Below are 21,049 nucleotides of genomic sequence, written 5' to 3'. Positions count from 1 at the left end.
ACCAGAGTTTTCCGGCGGTCACGGCCTCGGCCACGGCTTCGGTCACGTCCACGCTCACGCCCACGGACACGCTCACGGACACGTGCAACGTACGAAAACGATCCACCGCCTCATCATTGGCCCTTGCTGTGGACTGGTCCGCGGACGTTTCCTCTAGACGGGCGTTCTCCCGGGACGGCGAAAGCGCCCCACACAGCTCTTTTCCACCGAGCCACCGAGCCACCGAGTGAGGTCAACCCGTGTCCAGCACGCTCCCCAGCACCGACCAGGCCACCGCCGAGACCACCGCGACCGGCACCGCCCGAGTGAAGCGCGGCATGGCCGAGCAGCTCAAGGGCGGCGTGATCATGGACGTCGTGACGCCCGAGCAGGCGAAGATCGCCGAGGACGCGGGCGCCGTCGCCGTCATGGCGCTGGAGCGGGTGCCCGCCGACATCCGCAAGGACGGCGGCGTGGCCCGGATGTCCGACCCGGACATGATCGAGGGCATCATCGAGGCCGTCTCCATCCCCGTGATGGCCAAGTCCCGCATCGGCCACTTCGTGGAGGCCCAGGTCCTCCAGGCCCTCGGCGTGGACTACATCGACGAGTCCGAGGTGCTCACCCCGGCCGACGAGGTCAACCACTCCGACAAGTGGGCCTTCACCACGCCGTTCGTCTGCGGCGCCACCAACCTGGGCGAGGCCCTGCGCCGCATCGCCGAGGGCGCCGCCATGATCCGCTCCAAGGGCGAGGCCGGCACCGGCAACGTCGTGGAGGCCGTGCGCCACCTGCGCCAGATCAAGAACGAGATAGCCCGGCTGCGCGGCTTCGACAACCACGAGCTGTACGCCGCCGCCAAGGAGCTGCGCGCCCCGTACGAGCTGGTCAAGGAGGTCGCCGAGCTGGGCAAGCTGCCGGTGGTGCTGTTCTCCGCCGGTGGCGTCGCCACCCCGGCCGACGCCGCCCTGATGCGCCAGCTCGGCGCCGAGGGCGTCTTCGTCGGCTCCGGCATCTTCAAGTCCGGCGACCCGGCCAAGCGCGCCGCCGCCATCGTGAAGGCCACCACCTTCTACGACGACCCCAAGGTCGTCGCGGACGCCTCCCGCAACCTCGGCGAGGCCATGGTCGGCATCAACTGCGACACCCTGCCCGAGACCGAGCGCTACGCGAACCGGGGCTGGTGATGACCGCCACCGCGACGCACGGCCCCGGCGGCTCCACGGCGGACGTCCCCGTGGTGGGCGTCCTCGCCCTGCAGGGCGACGTACGCGAGCACCTGATCGCCCTGGCCGCGGCCGACGCCGTGGCCAGGCCGGTCCGGCGGCCCGAAGAGCTCGCCGAGGTCGACGGCCTGGTCATCCCCGGCGGCGAGTCCACCACCATCTTCAAACTGGCCGCTCTGTTCGGCCTGTTGGAGCCCCTTCGCGCGCGCGTGCGCGAGGGCATGCCGGTCTACGGCACCTGCGCGGGCATGATCATGCTCGCCGACAAGATCCTCGACCCGCGCTCGGGCCAGGAGACGATCGGCGGCATCGACATGATCGTGCGGCGCAACGCCTTCGGCCGGCAGAACGAGTCCTTCGAGACGGCGGTCGACATCCAGGGCGTCGAGGGCGACCCTGTGGAGGGCGTCTTCATCCGCGCCCCCTGGGTGGAGTCGGTCGGCGCCGCGGCCGAGGTGCTCGCCGAGCACGAGGGCCACATCGTCGCCGTACGCCAGGGCAACGCGCTCGCCACGTCCTTCCACCCGGAGCTGACGGGGGATCACCGGGTGCACGCCTTGTTCGTGGACATGGTGCGGGCGGACCAGGCCGCCCGGCGGTCCTTGTAGGATCTCCGGGGGTCCCCCCGGCCGTCGCGGCACGGGGGAGTTCGTACGAGGTTGGTTACGCGAAGGAGACAGGCAGATGTCCGGCCACTCTAAATGGGCTACGACGAAGCACAAGAAGGCCGTGATCGACGCCAAGCGCGGCAAGCTCTTCGCGAAGCTGATCAAGAACATCGAGGTCGCTTCCCGTACCGGCGGCGCCGACCTCGACGGCAACCCGACGCTCTTCGACGCCGTGCAGAAGGCCAAGAAGTCGTCGGTGCCCAACAAGAACATCGACTCGGCCATCAAGCGCGGCGCCGGCCTGGAGGCCGGTGGCGCCGACTACGAGACGATCATGTACGAGGGCTACGGCCCCAACGGCGTCGCGGTGCTCATCGAGTGCCTGACGGACAACCGCAACCGCGCCGCCTCCGAGGTCCGCGTCGCCATGACCCGCAACGGCGGCTCCATGGCCGACCCCGGCTCCGTGTCGTACCTCTTCCACCGCAAGGGCGTCGTGATCGTCCCCAAGGGCGAGCTGACCGAGGACGACGTCCTGGGCGCCGTCCTGGACGCGGGCGCCGAGGAGGTCAACGACCTCGGCGACACCTTCGAGGTGCTCAGCGAGGCCACCGACCTGGTCGCGGTCCGCACCGCGCTGCAGGAGGCCGGGATCGACTACGACTCGGCGGACGCCAACTTCGTCCCGACCATGCAGGTCGAGCTCGACGAGGAGGGCGCGCGCAAGATCTTCAAGCTGATCGACGCGCTGGAGGACAGCGACGACGTGCAGAACGTCTTCGCCAACTTCGACGTCTCCGACGAGGTCATGGAGAAGGTCGACGCCTGAGGGCGCATCCGGTGAGCGGGCCGACGGGACACACCCCGTCGGCCCGTCGCTTTGTCAGTGGCACCCGATAGCCTGCACGAACAGGCGATCGGTGAAGGGGGCAGGGGAACGGTGCGGGTACTGGGGGTCGACCCGGGGCTGACCCGGTGCGGTGTCGGCGTCGTCGAAGGCGTCGCGGGCCGCCCGCTCGCGATGCGCGGCGTCGGCGTCGTGCGCACCCCCGCCGACGCGGAGCTGGGCAGCCGCCTCGTCGCCATCGAGGCGGGCATCGAGCGCTGGCTGGACGAGCACCGCCCCGAAGTCCTCGCCGTGGAGCGCGTGTTCAGCCAGCACAACGTGCGCACGGTCATGGGCACCGCCCAGGCCAGCGCCGTCGCCATGCTGTGCGCCTCCCGCCGCGGCATCCCCGTCGCCCTGCACACCCCCAGCGAGGTCAAGGCCGCCGTGACCGGCTCGGGCCGCGCCGACAAGGCCCAGGTCGGCGCCATGGTGACCCGGCTGCTGCGGCTCGACGCGCCGCCGAAGCCCGCCGACGCCGCCGACGCCCTCGCCCTCGCCATCTGCCACATCTGGCGCGCCCCGGCCCACAGCCGCCTGCAGCAGGCACTCCAGCAGGCCAGGAGCCCGCACGCCCCGCACGCCCCGCACGCAACGAAAGGCCGTACGGCATGATCGCCTTCGTCAGCGGCCCGGTCGCCGCCCTCGCCCCGGACACCGCCGTGGTCGAAGTGGGCGGCGTCGGCATGGCCGTCCAGTGCACGCCCGCCACGCTCGCCACGCTCCGCGTCGGCCGGCCCGCGAAGCTCGCCACGTCCCTCGTGGTCCGCGAGGACTCCCTCACGCTCTACGGCTTCGCCGACGACGACGAGCGGCAGACCTTCGAGCTGCTCCAGACGGCGAGCGGCGTTGGCCCGCGCCTGGCCCAGGCGATGCTCGCCGTGCACAGCCCCGACGCGCTGCGCCGCGCGGTCTCCTCCGGCGACGAGAAGGCGCTCACCGCCGTGCCCGGCATCGGCAAGAAGGGCGCCCAGAAGCTCCTGTTGGAGCTGAAGGACCGCCTGGGCGAGCCGCTCGGCACCGGCGGCCCGGCCGTCGGCACCCCTGTCACCCAGGGCTGGCGCGACCAGCTCCACGCCGCCCTCATCGGCCTGGGGTACGCGACGCGGGAGGCCGACGAGGCGGTCGCCGCCGTCACGCCGCAGGCCGAGGCCGCCGAGGGGAACCCGCAGGTGGGCCAGTTGCTGAAGGCGGCGCTCCAGACGCTGAACCGCACCCGGTGACCGCCGGGCCGCCCCCGGCTGACGGCCGGCCCCCGGGCCGCGCCCGGCGCGGCGGCCCGCTCCATCCGGTCCGCGGACACCGCGGATCCGCCATTCGATCATCACGGACACACGCGAGGCAGACGCCATGAACTGGGACGACCCGACCGACGAGACCGCGCCCGCCGCCGCGGACGAGCGCCTCGTCGGCTCCGCCGCGGAGCGGCTGGTGGGCGCTGCCGCCGACGGCGAGGACCAGGCGGTCGAGGCCGCCCTGCGCCCCAAGGACCTGGACGAGTTCATCGGCCAGGAGAAGGTCAGGGAGCAGCTCGACCTCGTGCTGCGCGCGGCCCGCGCCCGCGGCGCCACCGCCGACCACGTGCTGCTCTCCGGCGCCCCCGGCCTCGGCAAGACCACCCTGTCGATGATCATCGCCGCCGAGATGGGCGCCCCGATCCGCATCACCAGCGGCCCGGCCATCCAGCACGCGGGCGACCTCGCGGCGATCCTGTCCTCGCTCCAGGAGGGCGAGGTCCTCTTCCTCGACGAGATCCACCGCATGTCGCGTCCCGCCGAGGAGATGCTGTACATGGCGATGGAGGACTTCCGCGTCGACGTCGTCGTCGGCAAGGGCCCCGGCGCCACCGCCATCCCCCTGGAGCTGCCGCCGTTCACGCTGGTCGGCGCCACCACGCGCGCGGGACTGCTGCCGCCGCCGCTGCGCGACCGCTTCGGCTTCACGGCGCACATGGAGTTCTACGAGCCCGCCGAGCTGGAGCGGGTGATCCACCGCTCGGCGAGCCTGCTGGACGTGGAGATCGACGCGGACGGCGCCGCCGAGATCGCCGGCCGCTCCCGGGGCACCCCGCGCATCGCCAACCGCCTGCTGCGCCGCGTACGCGACTACGCGCAGGTCAAGGCCGACGGCGTGATCAACCGCGAGATCGCGGGCGCCGCCCTCAAGGTGTACGAGGTGGACACCCGCGGCCTCGACCGCCTGGACCGCGCCGTGCTCGAAGCCCTGCTGAAGCTCTTCGGCGGCGGCCCGGTCGGCCTGTCCACGCTGGCCGTGGCCGTGGGGGAGGAGCGCGAGACGGTGGAGGAGGTGGCCGAGCCGTTCCTGGTGCGCGAGGGCCTGCTCGCCCGCACGCCCCGCGGCCGCGTCGCCACCCCCGCCGCGTGGACGCACCTGGGTCTGACGCCGCCCCGGCAGGGGGCGGGAAATGGCCAACAGGACCTGTTCGGGACGTGACACCGGCGGTGACGGCGCGGAGAGTCGCACGGTCAGGAACCCCGGTGCCATGCTGAGCGTTGTTCCTTAGGCGGCGAGCGTTGTTCGTATGGCGCGGACTCGCTTAGACTCCGCCGATGCCGCCTTTGTGGGCGGCGCCGCCCACCCCCATCCATCAGGCCGCTCCACCACGCGGTCGTGCGAAGGAAACTCCGTCCCGTGAATATCGTGACCCTCCTCCCGTTCATCGTGCTCATCGGGGCCATGTTCCTGATGACCCGCTCCGCCAAGAAGAAGCAGCAGCAGGCGGCGCAGATGCGCGACCAGATGACGCCTGGCACCGGCATCCGCACCATCGGCGGCATGTACGCCACCGTCAAGGAGGTCCACGACGACGCGGTCCTCCTCGAGGTGGCCCCCGGCGTCCACGCGGTGTACGCGAAGAACGCCATCGGTGCCGTCCTGGAGGACGACGAGTACAACCGCATCGTGCACGGCGCGGAGTCCGAGAGCGACACGCCGGTGGTGCCGGACGACGCCTCCTCCCTCACCGGGTCCGACGAGCCCGGCGAGTCCGTGTCCGACGACTCGCGCATCGACCTCGGCAAGAAGGACGCGGCCGACGAGGCCCCCGAGGCCGCAGACGCAGAGCCGAAGAAGACCGACGGCGAGTCCGGCGCGAAGTAGTCACAGCCGGGGGCCGTGCGCCCGCTCGCGCACCGGTGCCCCCGCCGCAGGTGATTTCGCGCCGCGTCTCGACACAACTTCATGGCCGCCCGCCCGGGCCCCCCTCCGCTCAGCGAGGACCAGGGGGAGCACCCCGCAGGCCGGCGGTTGGACAGGGAGAACGAGAAGGTGGCAGCACCCAAGAAGGGCCGAAGGCAGGGCACCCAGGGGAAACCGGGTCGCACCCTGGTCTTCATCCTGATCGCCCTGGTGGCGCTCACCGGGGGGATGTTCCTCTCCGGGCACACCACGCCCCGCCTCGGCATCGACCTCGCCGGCGGTACGAGCATCACGCTCCAGGCGAAGAACGAGCCGGGTCAGAAGAACGCGATCAACGAGACCAACATGAACACGGCTGTTGACATCATCAACAAGCGTGTCAATGGTCTGGGTGTTTCCGAGGCCGAGGTACAGACCCAGGGCTCCGAGAACATCATCGTCAACATTCCCAAGGGCACCAACGCCGAACAGGCGCGCGCGCAGGTCGGCACCACCGCGCAGCTCTTCTTCCGGCCGGTCATCGCCCGCCAGCCCTCCGTACCGGCGGACGCCGGCAAGGACAAGGGCGGCAAGGACCAGGGGGACAAGGGCGACAAGGACAAGAAGGACAAGCCCGGCTCGTCCGCCTCGCCGAGCGCCGGCGACAAGGACGGCAAGGGCGACGACGCGTCCTCCGGCAAGCCCTCCTCGTCCCCGACGACCCAGGGCCGTTCCGTCACCGACGGCCTGAAGGACGCCCCCACCCCGCCGACGGCGCCTTCCGGTGCGGCCAGTGACAAGCCCCAGGGCGACCAGGGCGACAAGAGGGACGACGGCAAGAAGGACGAGACGCCGAAGCCCGACCCCACCGGCGAGCCGACGGCCAAGCTCCAGCAGCAGTTCGCCACGCTCGACTGCACCGACCCCAAGGTCCGCACCAAGATCAAGGAGGGCGTCAAGCCCACCGACACGGTCGTGGCCTGCGGGAAGGACAAGGACGAGAACTGGAACAAGTTCATCCTCGGTCCGTCTGAAATCAACGGCAAGGAAGTCGACGACGCCGAGGCCGTCTACGACACCCAGACCGCTGCGGGCTGGAAGGTCACGATGGAGTTCTCCAAGAAGGGCTCCAAGCAGTTCGGTGACATCACCGGCAAGCTGGCCGGCAAGCCGTCCCCGCAGAACGAGTTCGGCATCGTCATGGACGGTGAGGTCGTCTCGTGGCCGTATGTGAACCAGGCTGTGACCGGCGGACAGGCCGAGATCTCCGGCAGCTTCGACCAGGACGAGGCCAAGGACCTGGCCAACATGCTGTCGTACGGCGCGCTCCCGCTGACGTTCAAGGAGCAGAGCGTCCAGACCGTCAGCGCGGCCCTCGGCGGCGAGCAGCTCCGCGCCGGTCTCATCGCGGGCGCCATCGGCCTCGCCCTCGTCATGATCTACCTGGTGGTGTACTACCGCGGCCTGTCCCTCATCGCCATCGCCAGCCTCGGGGTCTCGGCGGCGCTGACGTACACGATCATGACGCTGCTCGGCCCGACGATTAAGTTCGCGCTGAACCTGCCGGCCGTCTGCGGCGCCATCGTCGCCATCGGCATCACCGCCGACTCGTTCATCGTCTACTTCGAGCGCATAAGGGACGAGGTCCGCGAGGGCCGTACGCTGCGGCCCGCCGTGGAGCGCGCCTGGCCGCGGGCCCGGCGCACCATCCTGGTGTCGGACTTCGTGTCGTTCCTCGCCGCCGCGGTGCTCTTCATCGTCACCGTCGGCAAGGTCCAGGGCTTCGCGTTCACGCTGGGTCTGACCACGCTCCTCGACGTCGTGGTGGTGTTCTTCTTCACCAAGCCGCTGATGACGCTCATGGCCCGGAAGAAGTTCTTCGCGGACGGCCACAAGTGGTCCGGTCTCGACCCCAAGCGGCTCGGCGCCAAGCCTCCGCTGCGCCGCTCGCGCCGTACGAGCGCCCCCGCCCCCGTCGACCCGAACCCGAAGGAGGCGTGAGATGTCGAAGCTCGGCAATCTCGGCGCCCGGCTCTACCGCGGCGAGGTCGGCTACGACTTCGTCGGCAAGCGCAAGATCTGGTACGGCATCTCGATCCTGATCACCATCACGGCCTTCGTGGCCCTGATGGTGCGCGGCCTGCACATGGGCATCGAGTTCGAGGGCGGCGCCGTCTTCAACACGCCCAAGACCAGCGTCTCGGCCGCCCAGGCCGAGGAGATCGCGGAGGACGCCTCCGGCCACCAGGCGATCGCCCAGCGCCTCGGCAACGACACGCTGCGCATCCAGATCAGCGGCGTGGACACCGACAAGTCCGACCAGATCAAGGTCAAGCTCGCCAAGGAGCTCGACGTCAAGGCGGACGACATCAACGCCGACCTGGTCGGCCCGAGCTGGGGTGACCAGGTCGCCGACAAGGCCTGGCAGGGCCTGGCGATCTTCATGATCCTGGTGGTCATCTACCTGGCCATCGCCTTCGAGTGGCGCATGGCCCTGGCCGCGCTCATCGCGCTCATCCACGACATCACGATCACCGTGGGCGTGTACGCGCTCGTCGGCTTCGAGGTGACGCCGGGCACGGTCATCGGCCTCCTGACGATCCTTGGTTACTCGCTGTACGACACGGTCGTGGTCTTCGACAGCCTCAAGGAAGGGTCGAAGGACCTCACCAAGCAGACCCGCTTCACCTACAGCGAAGTCGCCAACCGGTCCATCAACGGCACCCTGGTCCGGTCGATCAACACCACGGTCGTCGCGCTCCTCCCGGTCGCCGGTCTGCTCTTCATCGGTGGCGGCTTCCTCGGCGCCGGCATGCTGAACGACATCTCGCTGTCGCTGTTCGTCGGCCTCGCCGCGGGCGCGTACTCGTCGATCTTCATCGCCACTCCGCTGGTCGCCGACCTCAAGGAGACCGACCCGCAGATGAAGGCGCTCAAGAAGCGGGTGCTCGCCAAGCGCCGGGCCGCCGCCGCCAAGGGCGAGTCCGCGGAGGCCCCGGCATCGGAGGCCGCGGAGGACGCGGAGCCCGCCGAGGACGCCGCGGCGGCCGTCGTCGGCCCGCGCTCCGGCCCGCGCTCCCAGCCCGCCCGCAACCGCGGCCGCGGCCGCCCGTCGGGCAAGCGCCGATGACCGGGACGGACACCGCCATGACCGACACCACCGACATCACGGGCCTGCTGCTCAGCCGCATCAGGGACGTGCCGGACCACCCGATGCAGGGCGTGACGTTCAAGGACATCACGCCGCTGCTCGCCGACCCGGCGGCGTTCGCGGCGCTCACCGGCGCGCTCGCCGACCTGTGCGTGCGCAACGGCGCCACGAAGGTCGTCGGCCTGGAGGCCCGCGGCTTCATCCTGGGCGCCCCCGCGGCGCTGCGGGCCGGGCTCGGCTTCATCCCGGTCCGCAAGGCGGGCAAGCTCCCCGGCGCCACGCTCAGCCAGGCCTACGACCTGGAGTACGGCAGCGCCGAGATCGAGGTGCACGCCGAGGACCTGGCCGCGGGCGACCGCGTCATGGTCATCGACGACGTCCTCGCCACCGGCGGCACCGCCGAGGCGTCGCTGCGGCTCATCCGCCGCGCCGGCGCCGAGGTGGCCGGTGTGGCGGTTCTGATGGAACTCGCTCACCTGCAAGGGCGCCAGAGGGTCGCGCACGCTTTGGAGGAGGCTCCGCTGGAAGCCCTCATTACCGTCTGATTGGGTCTATCAGCTGCTCGTACGGGCGTTCCGGTTCCTACCGGAACGCCCGTTGCTGTTGGTGCTACCCGTTACTCATCCCTGTGCCGTCCGCCGTCGGCCCAACGGTGACGTGATGCTTTTCGCCGTCCTCTGGTCGAACCTCAGATCCCCCACAACCCATTTGATGGGCTCCAGGGTTTTATGATCAAATGGATCTTGACCTCCCCGTACGGGGATCTGAATAGGAGGACGTATCTTGATGTCGCGCAAGTTCGCTACGGGGGCAGTTGCCTTGGCCTCGGTTGCCGCCATGGCTTCGGTTGCAACTCCGGCGAACGCAGCTCCGAAGCCCGCGGCGAAAGCTGCCGCGGTCACCATGGACACGAAGGTGACGGCCGTGAAGGGGTGTGGTGGCTGGAAGAACGCGGTTGGCATCCCTGGTCGGTGGAGCACCTCCAAGTGGAACTGCGATCTCATCGGCAGCCCGGGCCTCAAAGTGGGATACCGCTGGGTAGCTGAGCGCGGGACGCCCTGCATCAAGGTCAGGGGATACGTCAAGGGCGGTCCCAGGGGCTACAGGGAGAAGTGGTACAACGCGGGCTGCGGAAAGTCCGGTTATCTCAAGAACGTGCCGTGGGGATATGTGGCGTCTACGCGTGCGATTAAGATTAAAGGTTTCGCAATGCTGAAGTGGCGGTGAGTGGCCACCCTCACGAGTTAGTGAGGTAAAAAATCAGACAACTCGTCGATGTCGAACTGATGTGTCTGAGTCTGCACTCAACATCCGCTGCCAGTCTGGGCTGTCTCAGGCAAGCTCGCAGTAATGCCACCTGGGAGCGTCGCGGTCTGAGGTGCAGGGGCCTGATGTGACGGCTAGAGGCGGGCACCGGAGGAATCCGGCGCCCGCCTCCGGTGTTTCTCCAGTACGGAGCCGTCTCACCGGTCGAAGGCGAGCCGTGGGCCCAGGATCGATACCATGGGCACTTCGGGACCTGACCGGGGGACCCGATCGCGCACAGGGAGCGCTCTTGCCAGACGAGTCCCAGCCACTTGCCGCCGCCGAGTCCGCCACGGAGACCGAGCGGGCCGCGGCGCCAGCCGCCGCGCCCACGCGGCCCGGGCCGAGCACGCCCGCGCCGAACGGGAAGACGACCGGCCCCGGCGCGACCCCGGCGCCCGGCGGCACGACCGCGCCCGGCGGGACCCCTGCGCCCCCCGCCCCCGACGGCACCCCTGCGCCCGAAGGCACCCCCGCCCTCGGAGGCACCCCCGCCCCCGGAGGCACCCCGGCCGCCGAAGGCACCTCAGCATCCGGCGGCCGCCCCGCGCCCGGGGAACGCAACCGCGCCGCCGAGCGGCAGCCCGAGCAGCCCCGGCCCACGGACCCCCAGCGGCCCGAGCGCCCCTCCGCCCAGCCGCCCGCGGTCCGCCCCAGCACACCGCCCCCGGTCCGCGCCACGCCGCCCGCGGCCCGCCCCGCCTCCGGCAAGCCGGAGCGCTCCGGCTCCTCCAACCGCGTCCGCGCCCGCCTCGCCCGCCTGGGCGTGCAGCGCTCCAACCCGTACAACCCGGTCCTGGAGCCTCTGCTGCGGATAGTGCGCAGCAACGACCCCAAGATCGAGACCGCCACGCTGCGCCAGATCGAGCGCGCCTACCAGGTCGCCGAGCGCTGGCACCGCGGCCAGAAGCGCAAGAGCGGCGACCCGTACATCACCCACCCGCTGGCCGTCACCACGATCCTGGCGGAGCTGGGCATGGACCCGGCCACGCTGATGGCGGGCCTGCTGCACGACACCGTCGAGGACACCGAGTACGGCCTGGAGCAGCTCCGCCGCGACTTCGGCGACCAGGTCGCCCTCCTCGTCGACGGCGTCACCAAGCTCGACAAGGTCAAGTTCGGCGAGGCCGCCCAGGCCGAGACCGTGCGCAAGATGGTCGTCGCCATGGCCAAGGACCCCCGCGTCCTGGTCATCAAGCTCGCCGACCGCCTGCACAACATGCGCACCATGCGCTATCTGAAGCGCGAGAAGCAGGAGAAGAAGGCCCGCGAGACGCTGGAGATCTACGCTCCGCTGGCGCACCGCCTGGGCATGAACACCATCAAGTGGGAGTTGGAGGACCTCGCCTTCGCGATCCTCTACCCCAAGATGTACGACGAGATCGTGCGCCTCGTCGCCGAGCGCGCGCCCAAGCGCGACGAGTACCTGGCCATAGTGACCGACGAGGTCCAGGCCGACCTGCGCGCCGCCCGCATCAAGGCCACCGTCACCGGCCGCCCGAAGCACTACTACAGCGTCTACCAGAAGATGATCGTCCGCGGCCGTGACTTCGCGGAGATCTACGACCTGGTGGGCATCCGCGTCCTCGTCGACACGGTGCGGGACTGCTACGCGGCCCTCGGCACGGTGCACGCGCGCTGGAACCCGGTCCCCGGCCGGTTCAAGGACTACATCGCGATGCCCAAGTTCAACATGTACCAGTCGCTGCACACGACGGTCATCGGCCCCAACGGCAAGCCCGTCGAACTCCAGATCCGGACGTTCGACATGCACCGCCGCGCCGAGTACGGCATCGCCGCGCACTGGAAGTACAAGCAGGAGGCCGTCGCCGGCGCCTCCAAGGTGCGCACCGACGCGCCCAGGACGTCCGGCAAGAAGGACGACCACCTCAACGACATGGCGTGGCTGCGCCAGCTCCTCGACTGGCAGAAGGAGACCGAGGACCCGGGCGAGTTCCTGGAGTCCCTGCGCTTCGACCTGTCGCGCAACGAGGTCTTCGTGTTCACCCCCAAGGGCGACGTCATCGCGCTGCCCGCGGGTGCCACGCCGGTGGACTTCTCCTACGCGGTCCACACCGAGGTCGGCCACCGCACCATAGGCGCCCGGGTCAACGGCAGGCTCGTCCCGCTGGAGTCGACCCTGGACAACGGCGACCTGGTGGAGGTCTTCACCTCCAAGGCGGCGGGCGCGGGCCCGAGCCGGGACTGGCTCGGTTTCGTCAAGTCGCCGCGGGCGCGCAACAAGATCCGTGCCTGGTTCTCCAAGGAGCGCCGCGAGGAGGCCATCGAGCAGGGCAAGGACGCCATCGCGCGCGCCATGCGCAAGCAGAACCTGCCGATCCAGCGCATCCTCACCGGCGACTCACTGGTCACGCTCGCGCACGAGATGCGCTACCCCGACATCTCGTCGCTGTACGCCGCCATCGGCGAGGGCCACGTCACCGCGCAGAGCGTCGTACAGAAGCTCGTGCAGGCCCTCGGCGGCGAGGAGGCCGCCAACGAGGACATCGCCGAGAGCGCCCCGCCCGCGCGCCGCAGCCGCTCCAAGCGCCGCTCCAGCGCCGACCCCGGCGTGGTCGTCAAGGGCGTCGACGACGTGTGGGTGAAGCTGGCTCGCTGCTGCACCCCGGTGCCGGGCGACCCCATCATCGGCTTCGTCACGCGCGGCAGTGGCGTATCGGTTCACCGCAGCGACTGCGTCAACGTGGACTCGCTGTCCCGCGAGCCCGAGCGCATCCTCGAGGTCGAGTGGGCACCCACGCAGTCCTCGGTGTTCCTCGTCGCCATCCAGGTCGAGGCCCTGGACCGCTCCCGGCTCCTGTCGGACGTCACGCGCATCCTCTCGGACCAGCACGTGAACATCCTCTCGGCGGCCGTCCAGACCTCCCGCGACCGCGTCGCGACCTCCCGCTTCACCTTCGAGATGGGCGACCCCAAGCACCTGGGCCACGTCCTGAAGGCGGTCAGGGGAGTGGAGGGCGTCTACGACGTGTACCGCGTGACGTCGGCCCGCAGGCCCTGAGGCGGCGGCAGAGGCGGCGGCGGACACGGGTCCGCCCCCGGCGCCACGGCACCGGGGGCGGACCCATGAGCGGGGCGGGCGTCAGCCGCCGAACTCCTGCAGACCCTTGAGCGCCTGGTCGAGCAGCGCCTGACGGCCGTCGAGCTCCTTCTGGAGCTTGTCCGCCTTCGCGGTGTTGCCCGCCGCGCGCGCGGCCTCGATCTGGCCCCTCAGCTTGTCCACGGCGGCCTGCAGCTGACCGGTCAGACCCTCGGCGCGGGCCCGCGCCTCCGGGTTGGTCCGGCGCCACTCGGCCTCCTCGGACTCCTGCAGCGCCCGCTCCACCGCGTGCATCCGCCCCTCGACCTTCGGCCGGGCGTCGCGCGGGACGTGGCCGATGGCCTCCCAGCGCTCGTTGAGGGAGCGGAACGCCGCGCGGGCCGCCTTCAGGTCCGTCACCGGGACGAGCTTCTCGGCCTCCTCGGCCAGCTCCTCCTTCAGCTTCAGGTTCTCCGCCTGCTCGGCGTCGCGCTCCGCGAACACCGCGCTGCGCGCCGCGAAGAAGACGTCCTGGGCGCCGCGGAAGCGGTTCCACAGGTCGTCCTCGTGCTCGCGCTGGGCGCGGCCCGCCGCCTTCCAGTCGGCCATCAGCTCGCGGTAGCGCGCGGCCGTCGGGCCCCAGTCCGTGGAGTTCGACAGCGCCTCGGCCTCGGCGACCAGCTTCTCCTTGGTCTTGCGGGCCTCCTCGCGCTGCGCGTCCAACTGCGCGAAGTGCGCCTTGCGACGCTTGGAGAACGCCGACCGGGCGTGCGAGAAGCGGTGCCACAGCTCGTCGTCGGACTTGCGGTCCAGGCGCGGCAGCCCCTTCCACGTGTCCACGAGCGACCGCAGACGCTCCCCGGCCGCCCGCCACTGCTCGCTCTGCGCGAGCTCCTCGGCCTCGGCGACCAGCGCCTCCTTGGCGTGCCGTGCCTCGTCGGACTGCTTGGCCTTCTGCGCCTTGCGCTCCTCGCGGCGCGCCTCGACCAGTTCGACCAGCTTGTCGAGCCGCTTGCCCAGCGCGGCCAGGTCACCCACCGCGTGCGCCTCGTCGACCTGCTGACGCAGGTGGTCGATGGCGGTCATCGCGTCCTTGGTGGACAGATCGGTCGTCTGCACCCGGCGCTCGAGAAGTCCGATCTCGACGACCAGACCGTCGTACTTGCGCTCGAAATAGGCCAGGGCCTCGTCGGGAGATCCTGCCTGCCACGAACCGACCACTCGCTCGCCGCCGTCGGCCGTACGCACGTACACGGTCCCCGTCTCGTCGACGCGGCCCCACGGGTCGCTGCTCACAGCGCCTCCTCCACATGATGCCTGCACAAGGCCACGGGCCCCCGGCATCGTCCACAGTTTCGTCACCGCCAACATAGGCGAACGGCGGGGCGGCTGTCCGCATCCAGCGCGAGCGAAATTCGCCGCTCGCGCTCGGGTTTCGCCGGACAGCCGCCCCGGTCCGCGCCCCGCTACGACGTCAGGACTTGCGTACGGTCGCCTTGTCGATGACGACCGTCGCGTTCGGCGTCCCGTCGCCCTGCCCGGAACTCTCACCCGCGGCGGCGATCTTCTTCAGCACCTTCAGGCCCGACGCGGAGATCGTCCCGAAGGGGGTGTAGTCGGGCGACAGCTCACTGTCCTGGTAGACGAGGAAGAACTGGCTGCCCCCGGTGTCGCGGCCCTTCTTCGTGCGGGGGTCGTAGCGGTTCGCCATCGCCACCGTGCCCGCCGGGTAGACGTTGCCCTTGACGCGCGCGTCCTTCAGGTTCTCGTCCGGGATGGTGTAGCCCGGGGTGCCCTCACCGGTGCCCTTGGGGTCGCCGCACTGCAGGACGTAGAGGCCGCGGGTGCTCAGACGGTGGCACCGGGTGTGGTCCAAGTAGCCCTTGTTGACGAGGAAGTTGAACGAGTTGACGGTGCGCGGGGCCTTCGCCGCGTCCAGGGCGAGGTCGATGTCGCCGCACGTCGTGCCCAGCCTCATGGTGTACGAGGCGGACTTGTCGACGGTCAGCGGCGGCTCCTTGCCGAAGCTGAGCGGCTTGACCTTGCCCGGGGCGGGCTTGCGGCAGGGGTCGGCGGGCTTGCTCGGGGTGGGCTTGGCGTCCGCCTCGTCCCGCGTGGAGCCGCCGTCGTCGAACGCGCCCGCCGCGTACGACACGGCGCCGCCCGCCACCACCACGGCGAGCGCGCCCGCGATCACCGCGTTGCGCGCCCGCCGCCGGCGCTGCGCGGCCTCCCGCCGCGCCTGCTGCCGCAAGTGCTTCTCCCGTGCGAGCTGCTTACGCCGCTGCTGCTGGCTGACCACCGGGCCCACTCCTCGAACGTCTCATGCGTCGTCTCGTACATCCCGTACGCGCCCTCGTACGTGCCCGTACGCGCGCCTACGTCGTCCGTCGTCCTCGGCGCACGGCCGAAGGGGCCGCGCGTGCCCGTACCGTATATGGGTTACCTGTGGAATCGGCAGCGCCGGTAGGCTCTGACCCGCCGCGACCTCCGCTGCCGACTCCGCCGTACGACGACATGAAGGACGACCGTGCTCATTGCCGGGTTTCCCGCCGGGGCCTGGGGGACCAACTGCTACCTGGTCGCCCCCGCCGCCGGCGAGGAGTGCGTGATCATCGACCCGGGGCACGAGGCCGCCCCGGGCGTCGAGGAAGCACTCAAGAAGCATCGGCTCAAGCCCGTCGCCGTGGTGCTGACCCACGGCCACCTCGACCACGTCGCCTCGGTGGTACCGGTCTGCGGCGCCCACGACGTGCCCGCCTGGATCCACCCCGAGGACCGGTACATGATGACCGACCCGGAGAAGGCCCTCGGCCGCTCCATCGGGGCGCAGCTCATGGGCGAGCTGACGGTCGGCGAGCCCGACGACGTGCGGGAGCTGACGGACGGGGCGCACCTGAGCCTGGCCGGGCTAAACCTGACCGTCGCGCACGCCCCGGGCCATACCAAGGGGTCGGTGACCTTCCGGCTGCCCGAGACCGCCGAGATCCCCTCGGTCTTCTTCTCGGGCGACCTGCTCTTCGCCGGCTCCATCGGACGCACCGACCTGCCCGGCGGCTCCCACGCCGACATCCTCGAGTCGCTGGCCCGCGTGTGCCTGCCGCTCGACGACTCGACCGTGGTGCTGTCCGGCCACGGCCCCCAGACGACCATCGGCCAGGAGCGCGCCACCAACCCCTTTCTGCGGCAGGTGGCCGCCGGCCGTCCAGGCCGGGACGCGGACCCCACGTCCGCGCCCCGACGAGGAATGTGACGAGAGACTTCTGAAGTGAGCACCTTCAAGGCCCCCAAGGGCACGTACGACCTCCTGCCGCCGGACTCCGCGACGTACCTCGCGGTGCGCGAGGCCATCGCGGCACCGCTGCGCAACTCCGGCTACGGCTACGTGGAGACCCCCGGCTTCGAGAACGTCGAGCTGTTCGCGCGCGGCGTCGGCGAGTCCACCGACATCGTGAACAAGGAGATGTACTCCTTCACGACGCGCGGCGGCGACCAGCTCGCCCTGCGCCCCGAGGGCACCGCCTCCGTGCTGCGCGCCGCCCTGGAGGCCAACCTGCACAAGGCGGGCAACCTCCCGGTCAAGCTCTGGTACTCCGGCTCGTACTACCGCTACGAGCGCCCGCAGAAGGGCCGCTACCGCCACTTCTCGCAGGTCGGCGCCGAGGCCATCGGCGCCGAGGACCCCGCGCTCGACGCCGAGCTGATCATCCTGGCCGACCAGGCGTACCGCTCGCTCGGCCTGCGCGAGTTCCGCATCCTGCTGAACTCGCTCGGCGACAAGGAGTGCCGCCCCGTCTACCGCGCCGCGCTCCAGGACTTCCTGCGCGGCCTCGACCTGGACGAGGAGACCCGCCGGCGCATCGACATCAACCCCCTGCGGGTCCTCGACGACAAGCGGGACGACGTCCAGAAGCAGCTCGTCGGCGCCCCGCTCCTGCGCGACTACCTGTGCGACGCCTGCAAGGCGTACCACGAGCAGGTGCGCGAGCTCCTGACGGCGGCGGGCGTCGCCTTCGAGGACGACGCCAAGCTCGTCCGCGGCCTCGACTACTACACGCGGACCACCTTCGAGTTCGTCCACGACGGCCTCGGCTCGCAGTCCGCGGTGGGCGGCGGCGGCCGCTACGACGGCCTCTCCGAGATGATCGGCGGCCCCGCCCTGCCGTCCGTCGGCTGGGCGCTCGGCGTGGACCGCACGGTGCTCGCCCTCCAGGCCGAGGGCGTCGCCCTCGACCTGCCCGCCGCCACCAGCGTCTTCGCGGTGCCGCTCGGCGAGGAGGCCCGCCGCGTGCTCTTCGCCAAGGTGACCGAGCTGCGCAGGGCCGGGGTCGCGGCGGACTTCTCGTACGGCGGGAAGGGGTTGAAGGGCGCGATGAAGAACGCCAACCGCAGCGGCGCCCGCTACACCGTCGTCGCGGGGGAGCGCGACCTCGCCGAGGGCGTCGTCCAGCTCAAGGACATGGAGTCCGGCGAGCAGGAGGCGGTCGCGGTGGACGAGATCGTGGCCGTGCTCCAGGGCAGGCTCGGCTAGTCCGGCAGCGGGCACAGGGGGCGGGGCGGCGCTTCGGCGCGCCCCGCCTCCTCGCCGTCCGCCCCCCTCCCGGGGCCCTTATGTCCGCCCAACGGTGGACACACAGGAGCTTGCGGCACAATGACCCTGCCCCGGGCCACCCACGAGCGACGGAAACGGCGTGATGAGCGAACCGATGTCAGTGAAGCTGCCAGTGAAGGACCGTGCCGCCGGTGGCGGGCAGCGCGAGGACGGGACCGGTTCCGTCGGCGGGAGCCGGGCGTTCGCGCTGCTGCTGGTGATCACGGGCGCGGCGGGCCTGCTGGCGTCGTGGATCATCACGCTGGACAAGTTCGAGCTCCTGAAGGACCCGGACTTCCAGCCGGGGTGCAGCATCAACCCCGTCGTCGCCTGCGGCAGCATCATGAAGAGCGACCAGGCCGAGGTGTTCGGCTTCCCGAACCCGATGCTGGGCCTGGCCGCGTACGCCGTGGTGATCGGCGTGGGCATGAGCCTGCTCGGCCGGGCGCGCTTCCCGCGCTGGTACTGGCTGACCTTCAACGCGGGCACGCTGTTCGGTGTCGGCTTCTGCACCTGGCTGCAGTTCCAGTCCCTGTACCGGATCAACGCCCTGTGCCTGTGGTGCTGCCTGGCCTGGGTCGCCACCATCCTCATGTTCTGGTACGTGACCTCGTTCAACGTCCGCAACGGCTTCCTGCCCGCGCCCGGCTGGCTGAAGACGTTCTTCGCGGACTTCACGTGGGCGCTGCCGGTCATGCACGTCGGCGTCATCGCCATGCTGATCCTCACGCGCTGGGGCGCGGACCTCTGGTCCTGAGCGCCCGGACCGGCGGTCCCGGCCTGATTGTCAGTGGGGTGGCATAGGGTTTCCGACGTGGAGCCCGATCTGTTCACCGCCGCCGCCGAGGACCGCCAGGAGAAGGACCCGGCGAGCAGTCCCCTGGCCGTCCGGATGCGCCCGCGCACCCTCGACGAAGTCGTCGGCCAGCAGCATCTGCTGCGGCCGGGCTCGCCGCTGCGCAGACTGGTGGGCGAGGGCCAGGGCGGGCCCGCGGGGCCGTCCTCGGTGTTCCTGTGGGGCCCGCCCGGCATCGGCAAGACGACGCTGGCGTACGTGGTCTCCAAGGCGACGAACAAACGCTTCGTGGAGCTCTCCGCGATCACCGCGGGCGTCAAGGAGGTCCGCGCGGTCATCGACGGGGCGCGCCGGGCGATGGGCGGCCACGGCAAGGAGACCGTCCTCTTCCTCGACGAGATCCACCGCTTCAGCAAGGCCCAGCAGGACTCGCTGCTCCCGGCCGTCGAGAACCGCTGGGTGACCCTGATCGCGGCGACGACGGAGAACCCGTACTTCTCGGTGATCTCCCCGCTGCTGTCCCGCTCGCTGCTGCTGACCCTCGAACCCCTCACGGACGACGACCTGCGCAGCCTGCTGCGGCGCGCCCTCACCGAGGAGCGCGGCCTCGGCGGCGCGGTCACCCTGCCCGAGGAGGCCGAGGACCACCTCCTGCGGATCGCGGGCGGTGACGCGCGCCGGGCGCTGACCGCCCTGGAGGCGGGCGCGGGCGCGGCCCTCGCCAAGGGCGAGGCGGAGATCACCCTCCAGACCCTGGAGGAGTCCGTCGACCGCGCCGCGGTGACGTACGACCGCTCCGGCGACCAGCACTACGACGTCGCCAGCGCCCTGATCAAGTCCATCCGCGGCTCCGACGTGGACGCCGCCCTGCACTACCTGGCCCGGATGATCGAAGCGGGGGAGGACCCCCGGTTCATCGCCCGCCGCCTGATGATCTCCGCGAGCGAGGACATCGGCCTGGCCGACCCCCACGCCCTGCAGATCGCCGTCTCCGCCGCCCAGGCCGTCGCCATGATCGGCTTCCCGGAGGCCGCGCTCACCCTCAGCCACGCCACGATCGCCCTCGCCCTCGCGCCGAAGTCGAACGCCGCCACGACCGCGATCGGCGCCGCCCTGGAGGACGTCCGCAAGGGCCTCGCCGGCCCCGTCCCGCCCCACCTGCGCGACGGCCACTACAAGGGCGCGGCCAAGCTCGGCCACGCCCAGGGCTATGTGTACCCGCACGACCTGCCCGAGGGCATCGCCGCCCAGCAGTACGCCCCGGACGCCCTGACGGACCGCGAGTACTACACCCCGACCCGCCACGGCGCCGAGGCGCGGTACGCGGACGCCGTGGAGTGGACCCGGAAACACCTGGGTCGCAAGCGGCCCTGAGCAGCCTGTAGAATCTCCCGAAGCGCTGCGTCCCGTGTCCGGTCCCGTACCGGCACACCAGAGCGGGACATCCAGCCGGAGGCCCGGCCCCAGGGCGGGGGCCTCCAGGAGCGTCGCGCACCGTCGAAGGTGTCGCGGGCAGCCCACCACCATCCCCACGGGTCCCCCGAGGGAAGCGGCCGGTGGGCCACTCGCGTGCTGCACATAGTGCCCAGACCCAGGAGCGGCTGCCGGGCGGGTCCGTCAAGGACCCGCGTGGTTTCCCGGGCTGCGGATGTGACCTCCCCTAACCCTGGTGAAGCCGATCACGTACAGAAAACAGAGGTGTTTGGTTCATGCCGAACCAGTCCCGCCCCAAGGTCAAGAAGTCGCGCGCCCTCGGTATCGCGCTGACCCCGAAGGCCGTCAAGTACTTCGAGGCCCGCCCCTACCCGCCCGGCGAGCACGGCCGCGGCCGCAAGCAGAACTCGGACTACAAGGTCCGTCTGCTCGAGAAGCAGCGTCTGCGCGCGCAGTACGACGTCTCCGAGCGCCAGCTCGTCCGCGCCTACGAGCGTGCCTCCAAGGTCCAGGGCAAGACCGGTGAGGCCCTGATCGTCGAGCTGGAGCGCCGTCTCGACGCCCTGGTCCTGCGCTCGGGCATCGCCCGCACGATCTACCAGGCCCGCCAGATGGTCGTCCACGGCCACATCGAGGTCAACGGCCACAAGGTCGACAAGCCGTCCTTCCGCGTGAAGCCGGACGACGTCGTCATGGTCCGCGAGCGCAGCCGCAAGAAGCCGCTGTTCGAGGTCGCGCGCGAGGGTGGCTTCGCCGCCGACGGCGAGACCCCGCGCTACCTCCAGGTCAACCTGAAGGCCCTGGCCTTCCGCCTGGACCGCGAGCCGAACCGCAAGGAGATCCCCGTGATCTGCGACGAGCAGCTCGTCGTCGAGTACTACGCCCGCTGACCCGG

General features: G+C 70.8%; 19 protein-coding genes. 17 read left to right on the top strand and 2 right to left on the bottom strand.

Annotated elements, in window-relative coordinates:
- Window positions 1–239: 239 nt before the first annotated feature.
- The 12 genes from pdxS to QK440_RS28285 all read left to right on the top strand — a co-directional run bounded on the left by pdxS (window position 240) and on the right by QK440_RS28285 (window position 13,315).
- Window positions 240–1,166 carry a pyridoxal 5'-phosphate synthase lyase subunit PdxS gene (pdxS, locus tag QK440_RS28340; protein WP_282796062.1) on the top strand — a complete coding sequence of 309 codons (927 nt, stop codon included), beginning with the start codon at window positions 240–242 and terminating at the stop codon, window positions 1,164–1,166.
- Window positions 1,166–1,813, top strand: a complete 648-nt coding sequence (pdxT, locus tag QK440_RS28335; protein WP_282796061.1) for a pyridoxal 5'-phosphate synthase glutaminase subunit PdxT — start codon at window positions 1,166–1,168, stop codon at window positions 1,811–1,813. The genes pdxS and pdxT overlap by 1 nt, the downstream gene beginning before the upstream one ends.
- 76 nt (window positions 1,814–1,889) lie before the next feature.
- Window positions 1,890–2,642, top strand: coding sequence for a YebC/PmpR family DNA-binding transcriptional regulator (locus tag QK440_RS28330; RefSeq protein ID WP_282796060.1), 753 nt, complete (start codon window positions 1,890–1,892; stop codon window positions 2,640–2,642).
- 111 nt (window positions 2,643–2,753) lie between these two features.
- A complete protein-coding gene (ruvC, locus tag QK440_RS28325; RefSeq protein ID WP_282796059.1) occupies window positions 2,754–3,314 on the top strand; it encodes a crossover junction endodeoxyribonuclease RuvC in 561 nt (186 codons plus the stop codon).
- A complete protein-coding gene (ruvA, locus tag QK440_RS28320; protein ID WP_282796058.1) occupies window positions 3,311–3,922 on the top strand; it encodes a Holliday junction branch migration protein RuvA in 612 nt (203 codons plus the stop codon). Before ruvC ends, ruvA begins: the two co-directional genes overlap by 4 nt.
- A 127-nt stretch (window positions 3,923–4,049) precedes the next feature.
- Entirely contained in the window at window positions 4,050–5,153 is a 1,104-nt protein-coding gene (ruvB, locus tag QK440_RS28315; protein WP_282796057.1) for a Holliday junction branch migration DNA helicase RuvB, read from the top strand.
- A 198-nt stretch (window positions 5,154–5,351) separates the two neighbouring features.
- Entirely contained in the window at window positions 5,352–5,819 is a 468-nt protein-coding gene (gene yajC, locus QK440_RS28310; RefSeq protein ID WP_282796056.1) for a preprotein translocase subunit YajC, read from the top strand.
- Window positions 5,820–5,987: 168 nt separating this feature from the next.
- Window positions 5,988–7,838, top strand: coding sequence for a protein translocase subunit SecD (gene secD / locus QK440_RS28305; RefSeq protein WP_282796055.1), 1,851 nt, complete (start codon window positions 5,988–5,990; stop codon window positions 7,836–7,838).
- 1 nt (window position 7,839) lies between these two features.
- Window positions 7,840–8,967: a protein translocase subunit SecF gene (gene secF / locus QK440_RS28300; RefSeq protein ID WP_282796054.1), complete on the top strand. Its 1,128-nt coding sequence runs from the start codon at window positions 7,840–7,842 to the stop codon at window positions 8,965–8,967.
- 17 nt (window positions 8,968–8,984) lie between these two features.
- Window positions 8,985–9,533 carry an adenine phosphoribosyltransferase gene (locus QK440_RS28295; RefSeq protein ID WP_282796053.1) on the top strand — a complete coding sequence of 183 codons (549 nt, stop codon included), beginning with the start codon at window positions 8,985–8,987 and terminating at the stop codon, window positions 9,531–9,533.
- A gap of 241 nt (window positions 9,534–9,774) precedes the next feature.
- Window positions 9,775–10,215 (top strand): hypothetical protein, encoded by a 441-nt coding sequence (locus tag QK440_RS28290; RefSeq protein WP_282796052.1) that lies wholly within the window; start codon window positions 9,775–9,777, stop codon window positions 10,213–10,215.
- A gap of 328 nt (window positions 10,216–10,543) precedes the next feature.
- Window positions 10,544–13,315 (top strand): RelA/SpoT family protein, encoded by a 2,772-nt coding sequence (locus QK440_RS28285; RefSeq protein WP_282796051.1) that lies wholly within the window; start codon window positions 10,544–10,546, stop codon window positions 13,313–13,315.
- Window positions 13,316–13,396: 81 nt separating this feature from the next.
- Here the strand turns inward: QK440_RS28285 and QK440_RS28280 are convergent, their stop codons facing one another.
- The gene (locus tag QK440_RS28280) at window positions 13,397–14,629 is read right to left on the bottom strand and encodes a DUF349 domain-containing protein (protein ID WP_282796050.1); all 1,233 of its coding nucleotides are present in this window, start codon (window positions 14,627–14,629) and stop codon (window positions 13,397–13,399) included.
- Window positions 14,630–14,807: 178 nt separating this feature from the next.
- A complete protein-coding gene (locus QK440_RS28275; RefSeq protein ID WP_282796049.1) occupies window positions 14,808–15,635 on the bottom strand; it encodes a peptidylprolyl isomerase in 828 nt (275 codons plus the stop codon).
- A gap of 228 nt (window positions 15,636–15,863) precedes the next feature.
- Between QK440_RS28275 and QK440_RS28270 the strand changes: the two genes are divergently transcribed.
- The 5 genes from QK440_RS28270 (at window position 15,864) to rpsD (ending at window position 21,044) form a co-directional block, all read left to right on the top strand.
- A complete protein-coding gene (locus tag QK440_RS28270; protein WP_282796048.1) occupies window positions 15,864–16,586 on the top strand; it encodes an MBL fold metallo-hydrolase in 723 nt (240 codons plus the stop codon).
- Between the two features lie 15 nt (window positions 16,587–16,601).
- Window positions 16,602–17,864, top strand: coding sequence for a histidine--tRNA ligase (hisS, locus tag QK440_RS28265; protein ID WP_282796047.1), 1,263 nt, complete (start codon window positions 16,602–16,604; stop codon window positions 17,862–17,864).
- A 175-nt stretch (window positions 17,865–18,039) separates the two neighbouring features.
- Entirely contained in the window at window positions 18,040–18,681 is a 642-nt protein-coding gene (locus tag QK440_RS28260) for a vitamin K epoxide reductase family protein (protein ID WP_282796071.1), read from the top strand.
- A gap of 57 nt (window positions 18,682–18,738) precedes the next feature.
- Entirely contained in the window at window positions 18,739–20,094 is a 1,356-nt protein-coding gene (locus QK440_RS28255; RefSeq protein WP_282796046.1) for a replication-associated recombination protein A, read from the top strand.
- A gap of 335 nt (window positions 20,095–20,429) precedes the next feature.
- Window positions 20,430–21,044, top strand: coding sequence for a 30S ribosomal protein S4 (rpsD, locus tag QK440_RS28250; RefSeq protein WP_190139530.1), 615 nt, complete (start codon window positions 20,430–20,432; stop codon window positions 21,042–21,044).
- The last annotated feature ends 5 nt before the right edge of the window (window positions 21,045–21,049 follow it).

This window comes from Streptomyces sp. CC224B (assembly GCF_030010595.1).
GTDB lineage: Bacteria > Actinomycetota > Actinomycetes > Streptomycetales > Streptomycetaceae > Streptomyces > Streptomyces longispororuber.
The sequence above is the reverse complement of the archived record's forward strand: the minus strand, read 5'-3'. Positions and strand labels throughout refer to the sequence as shown.